The following is a 5,547-nucleotide window of genomic DNA, read 5'->3' on the forward strand; positions in this document are numbered from 1 at the left end:
ACCATTATACATCAATAAGTTTAAGAATAACAGATTCTTGAAGTAATTTACTTTTATTAACTTTTCCTGTAAAATCCGACTTGGAAACGCTTTCAAAATAAAATTAAAAGGGGAAATTCATTTGAAAAAGTTATTAGTTTTAATCAGTTTATTTACTTTAAGTTTTTCAAGTATTACTTGCGGGAATAAAGATGTGTATTTCATTAGCGAGTGATCCAAATTTAACCGTAGATTTACGACGTCTCAACTCAAAATTGGAAGAATATATTTCTGACTTTGCTCTTACTAGACAAGTAATTAAAAAGGCGCAAAACAATGTTAATAAACTAACGGAGCGGTACCGGTCATTACTCGAAATCATATCTATCTTGCAAGAAAATCAAGGGATAGAACTTGATGGAAATAATCAGAAATTAAAGCTACAAGGTTTCCTCTTTGACATGAATCGCTTCTTTGAATCGTTGGTGGGTAGATTACTTCAGGATTATGTTCCAGACTATACTGTTAGGGAGCAATTTCTTCTACATGATATGTTTACGTATGCATCTAATCATAATCCTAAAAATAGAAGGTGACCTACCCCAAGACCAGACTTTGCCATCGAGAAAAATGGAAAAGTAATAAAGTTACTTGATGAAAAATATAGGGATCTATGGGAGAAAGAGTTACCTAGTAATATGTTATATCAGCTGTCCGTGTATGCCTTAAGTAATGAAGGAAACAAAAAAGCAACGATTATCTATCCTTCATTAAATGACGTTGCTGTTACACAAGAAATCAATATTAATAATCCAACCTCAGATGAATACATGGGATCGGTAGTGTTAAACCCGTTGAATTTAAGCTATTTATCAAAATGCCTAGGTGATAAAGCAGGGAATAGTAGACTTGTAGAGGAGTATATTAGCGGAGTATTATAAAGTACTATGGGGCGTGAATGTGAAAAACTTTTATGTGGGACCACAGGGACAGGTTCACCGCGCCCACGATCCCCCATCCATGGTATCTGTCCTTATCATTTCTTCTATGGACAACTATGTGATTCTTGGCACACTGAATCACCAGCTTAGGTATAATACTAAGCATTGATTCTTTTATTTGATGGACCGAGGTGCCTGTCCCTGTGGTCCTTTTGTCCCTGTGGTCCTTTTGTCCCTGTGGTCTCCCTGTGGTCTCATATTCTATAAAAACTTTACTTACTGTGAGGCATTTTCAGGAGGAGTTGGTGCAACAATCGAACTTCTATTTTCGGGTTGCTGAGAGTGCGGAAGAGCTGTAGAGAAATTTTAATAAAGGTTGAGTGGTGAGGGTATGTCATTGAAGGAAGATCTAAAAAAATTGGAAACAACTTTACAACATAGTAATTTGGATAATCTTATTGAAAGAATGCTGATTAATATAGGTTCAATCGACTCAGAACTTAGGGATAATCTAATTTATCATTCATTTGGAAAACTTATTTTCGAAGACTATTTAACAATAAAACAAATGACTCATATCTTTGAATTTTGTCTTAGAGACTTATTTCTTGATATTGGTCAAAAAGATAATGATTCAGTATTCACTCGTTCTTTTTCTGCTTTAGTTATTGTATTAGTCTTAAAGAAAGATGGGGAAATGAGATTTCTGTCAGATGAATTTTTGAAACGATCGATTGAGGACAGTATTAATTATCTGAAACTTGAAGAAGATATTCGGGGCTATGTAGTTGGCAAAGGATGGGCTCATAGTATAGCGCACGGAGCAGATTTATTAACGGAAGCGATAAGGCATCCGAATTTCAATAGAGAACTATCTTCAGAGTGTCTTGAAACAATCAAACTATGTTTATTCAAAAATAGCACAATAAATTTACCTTTTGTTGATGAAGAAGAGGAAAGACTTATTTTTGCAGTAGAAGTCCTTCAAGAGAAAGGCGTAACTGATAGTGAAATCCTAAATTGGATATTTAAAATCTCTGAAGAACTAAATGATTTATTAGAAAAAGAAGGATGGACTTTGAACTTCTGCTGGAAGAAATCCAATGTCATAAATTTTATGCGGGGTTATTATTTCAGACTTCGATACAAAAATGATTGTTATGAACTACGCGAAAATATAGCAACCCTTTTAGAAAACTGGCATAAACAAATGTATAACTAAAACCATTAAAAATTTGAACTATTGCCTACTTCAGCGAATGAGGGCGTCACCTGAAGAACTGGTGCTAAGAAGAAAAAGTATAGAGATTAGAAAGAAGCAGGGACCGGTTCTCTGCTTCTTCATAATTGGATTAAAAAGTGGAGCAAATAAGCAATCCCTGCTGATCCTAACGCGATAAGCTGTGCTACTACCCAGGTTGTTAGCGAGTGTTATTTAATGGTTATCACATTAAATAACATAAAGAGAACGATGAGAAGTACTAGATACCAAGGTACTAAATTAGGATTCTGCCAAAAAACTCGAACAAAATATTAAGAAAAGTAACGATAGCTCCTGCACCTATTATTATATTGCCAACCATCCAACTTCTATTTTGCAATTTCACAGCTCCTTTCTTGACCGCGGGGACAGGATCACCCGTCCCACAATCCCTCATCCATGGTATCTGTCCTTATCATTTCTTCTATGGACAACTATTTGATTCTTGGCACACTGAACCACCAGCTTAGGTATATTACTAAGCACTGATTCTTTTATATAATGGACCGAGGTGCCTGTCCCTGTGGTCTACCTTTAGATAGTTACTCGTCGAAGTAATGCGTAAAGGAATTCGTATTTATGGTATAATAAGGATAGTGAAATGAAGTGGGAGGTATCACATGAATCTCTTTGATAACGTAGGTGTATTGGATCGGGAAAAACTATTAGAAATTTTTAGGTTTATTAATGTACAACTAATGGAAAATAAAATGCAACTGGAATTAACGATCTATGGCGGCTCAATTATGACCTTAGTATATGATCATCGGCCAGCAACAAAAGATATTGATTGTGTTTTTGGTGAGACCAATATGAGATTGTTTGAAAATATATTAGATTTGACTAGGTCTACCTTTAATCTATCTGATGGCTGGATAAATGAAGAAGTGAAAGAACCATTAAAGGCGTTAATAAAAGAAGAAAAAGAAATGTTTAAAGTGTATTCAAATTTAACAATTTTAAGACCGAAGCCAGAGCAATTATTAGCGATGAAACTATTAGCTGCAAGACCTGAACCGGCCAAAGACTTTGTTGATGCCCATCTACTTTGTAAGGATTTAAGTATTACGACAAAAAAAGATCTGCTGACTATTTTTTCAAGCTATTTACCTCTTTCGCTTATCGGGGAAAGACAAAATCTTTTCATAAAATATTTAGGAAAGGATCTCGGATATGATTGGGAATGAATATCTCCAAGCATTATTTGATTATCCAGATGAGGATACAGCACTAAATCAACTGTTAGAGATTTTAAAATATAAAGATCAAGCATTTATTACAAGTCTAAACAACCCCTGTGATCTTGATTTATGTACCGATCTTGAAATCAACTATTTAACAAAAGTGGCCGCATTGATTGATTATTCTTTACAAATACACAAGCTTGATGTTCCGGGATGGATTAGGGATGAAAGACTAAGCTTTGACACACCTTATTACCATTCCAAACGACTAAGTGATTTTGATAAAGTCAAGCTTATTTACAGTAGCCCGGGTCCTTTTAGAGCTAGGAATGTATATTTCGATCTCCATGGGATTGAAAGAATATAAGGTGCCTGGCACCACCCGATTCCCGCTTCAAGACATCGAGAAATTAATGGTATTAAAGTGGGAGTAACGGACGCTCGCACCTCACAGGCTTCACGATTCTTTGGGACGATCAAAATCCCTAACTAATATACGGAACACTTTTTTAAAAGAAATGAAAGTTGAGTAATTTTAATCTAAAGTAGAGGAAGTTCAATTTATGAAGGTCAATGAGTTACGACAGAAACTAATGGGTAGAAAGAAAGATGAGTTGCAAAATTTAATTGTGGAAATGTATAAACAAATTCCAAAAAAAATGCGCGAAGAAAAAGAAATAGATCAGTTGATTGACGATTCAGACGCGTTTAAAGTTAAAAAGAGTGCAAATCGTAAATCAGTAGATAATTTAGACTTCGAATATGTTCAACGTGAAATAGAATATTTTTTGAAAAATGCATATGACCAAAATTATATTGCACCTAATCGGATTATTCCTAAGAAGGAACGTTCTAATTGGCGCTTCACAGCGAAAAGGTTAGTAGAGCAGTTAATCGCTCTTTCACACCAGCCGGAATATGCAAAGACTTGTGCAGCTCGTATGGAAGACCTGTACGAATTATTTTGTTATGCTTCAGGGCATTATGTTTTTGCAAGTACTGAACCATTTTATACGATAAAAATATCACAAGAGGATTTTTTTGATCAGGTTGTAAAACTAAAGAAACGAATAGGGGAACCAAGCAAATGGATTCGTGAATCATTGTTGCTATTGGTTGAAAACGATGGTGATTTTCAAACGTTGAAACGTAATGTATCAGAAGTCTTATTGGAAAACTTGAATAATGCTCCACTTAAAGAAGAAGCGATCAAGATAGCTAAAGATCTACTAAAGGAAAAGAAGGAGAACATAAAGAAAGCAAAGCAAGCGAAGGGAAATGTAGTGGGTTTTCGGAACAACGAATATATTAACGATTTGGTTGAGTTGATTTATATGATACAAAGTAGTCTAGGAGAATATAAAAATGCCAATAAATATTTTAAACAACATTATATTTCTTCTTCCTCAGAGGTCAAAATGTATATTTTCCTTGAATTGATTAGGAGGTTTCAACGTGTGGATGATTGGCTAGAAGAGTATGAATTGGCAGTGTTAAATGGTGTAAAGCTAAGGGAAGCGTTGAAAAACGCTTATGAGCAGATAAAGGATACAAAGGAGTTTCCGGAGTTTATCTATAGTTGTTAAATGGGTGCTAGGAGGCGTTATGGATAATTCCTTTTACCAAGGGACCCCTACATTCATGGCACCACCCGGTTTTTGTCGATCTATCTAGAAGGATAATGTTACTGGAATATTTACTATGGTAAGAATCGAGAAGTAAATGGTTACGTCTATTCATAAAAAGAAACTAGAAATTGGGGGATGTGTATCATGACCAAACATAAGATCTATACAATGAGTTTTGCTAGTGTTTATCCCCACTATGTCAACAAGGCTGAGAGAAAAGGACGGACGAAAGCAGAAGTGGATGAAATCATCACTTGGTTGACTGGATATAGTCGGGAAGGATTAGAAGCGCAACTCGAAAAGGAGACAGACTTTGAAACGTTCTTTGCGGAAGCGCCAAAACTAAACCCTTCACGGTCATTGATCAAAGGTGTGATCTGCGGCGTCCGAGTGGAAGACATCGAAGAACCAACCATGCAGGAAATTCGCTATTTGGATAAATTGATTGATGAATTGGCAAAAGGGAAAGTGATGGAGAAGATTTTGCGATAAATGTGCCTAGCACTTCAAATGGACAACTGTCTTTTTGGAGTGCTAGGTGCTTTTTTATCTTG

General features: G+C 35.5%; 7 protein-coding genes. All 7 read left to right on the plus strand.

The window, feature by feature from the left end; all coding sequences use genetic code 11:
- The first annotated feature begins 191 nt into the window (after positions 1-191).
- Entirely contained in the window at positions 192-575 is a 384-nt protein-coding gene (locus OWO01_RS15740) for a 5-methylcytosine restriction system specificity protein McrC (RefSeq protein ID WP_268781426.1), read from the plus strand.
- Positions 576-677: 102 nt separating this feature from the next.
- Positions 678-920 carry a hypothetical protein gene (locus OWO01_RS15745; RefSeq protein ID WP_268781427.1) on the plus strand — a complete coding sequence of 81 codons (243 nt, stop codon included), beginning with the start codon at positions 678-680 and terminating at the stop codon, positions 918-920.
- Between the two features lie 397 nt (positions 921-1,317).
- Complete coding sequence (locus OWO01_RS15750) at positions 1,318-2,142, plus strand: DUF2785 domain-containing protein (RefSeq protein ID WP_268781428.1); 825 nt, start codon at positions 1,318-1,320, stop codon at positions 2,140-2,142.
- Between the two features lie 659 nt (positions 2,143-2,801).
- On the plus strand, positions 2,802-3,368 hold the full coding sequence (locus OWO01_RS15755; RefSeq protein WP_268781429.1) for a DUF6036 family nucleotidyltransferase: 567 nt from the start codon (positions 2,802-2,804) through the stop codon (positions 3,366-3,368).
- Positions 3,355-3,732: a hypothetical protein gene (locus tag OWO01_RS15760; RefSeq protein ID WP_268781430.1), complete on the plus strand. Its 378-nt coding sequence runs from the start codon at positions 3,355-3,357 to the stop codon at positions 3,730-3,732. The genes OWO01_RS15755 and OWO01_RS15760 overlap by 14 nt, the downstream gene beginning before the upstream one ends.
- Positions 3,733-3,928: 196 nt before the next feature.
- Positions 3,929-4,951 carry a hypothetical protein gene (locus OWO01_RS15765; RefSeq protein WP_268781431.1) on the plus strand — a complete coding sequence of 341 codons (1,023 nt, stop codon included), beginning with the start codon at positions 3,929-3,931 and terminating at the stop codon, positions 4,949-4,951.
- A 186-nt stretch (positions 4,952-5,137) separates the two neighbouring features.
- A complete protein-coding gene (locus tag OWO01_RS15770; RefSeq protein WP_268781432.1) occupies positions 5,138-5,485 on the plus strand; it encodes a DUF2200 domain-containing protein in 348 nt (115 codons plus the stop codon).
- Positions 5,486-5,547 lie beyond the last annotated feature (62 nt).

The sequence above is a fragment of the Natronobacillus azotifigens genome, assembly GCF_026805325.1.
GTDB classification, from domain to species: domain Bacteria; phylum Bacillota; class Bacilli; order Bacillales; family Amphibacillaceae; genus Natronobacillus; species Natronobacillus azotifigens.

Excerpts from the sequence above, each read along its gene's own strand:
- OWO01_RS15740 (WP_268781426.1), top strand. The coding sequence starts at position 192 with ATGTGTATTTCATTAGCGAGTGATCCAAATTTAACCGTAGATTTACGA.
- OWO01_RS15745 (WP_268781427.1), top strand. The coding sequence starts at position 678 with ATGTTATATCAGCTGTCCGTGTATGCCTTAAGTAATGAAGGAAACAAA.
- OWO01_RS15755 (WP_268781429.1), top strand. The coding sequence starts at position 2,802 with ATGAATCTCTTTGATAACGTAGGTGTATTGGATCGGGAAAAACTATTA.
- OWO01_RS15760 (WP_268781430.1), top strand. The coding sequence starts at position 3,355 with ATGATTGGGAATGAATATCTCCAAGCATTATTTGATTATCCAGATGAG.
- OWO01_RS15765 (WP_268781431.1), top strand. The coding sequence starts at position 3,929 with ATGAAGGTCAATGAGTTACGACAGAAACTAATGGGTAGAAAGAAAGAT.
- OWO01_RS15770 (WP_268781432.1), top strand. The coding sequence starts at position 5,138 with ATGACCAAACATAAGATCTATACAATGAGTTTTGCTAGTGTTTATCCC.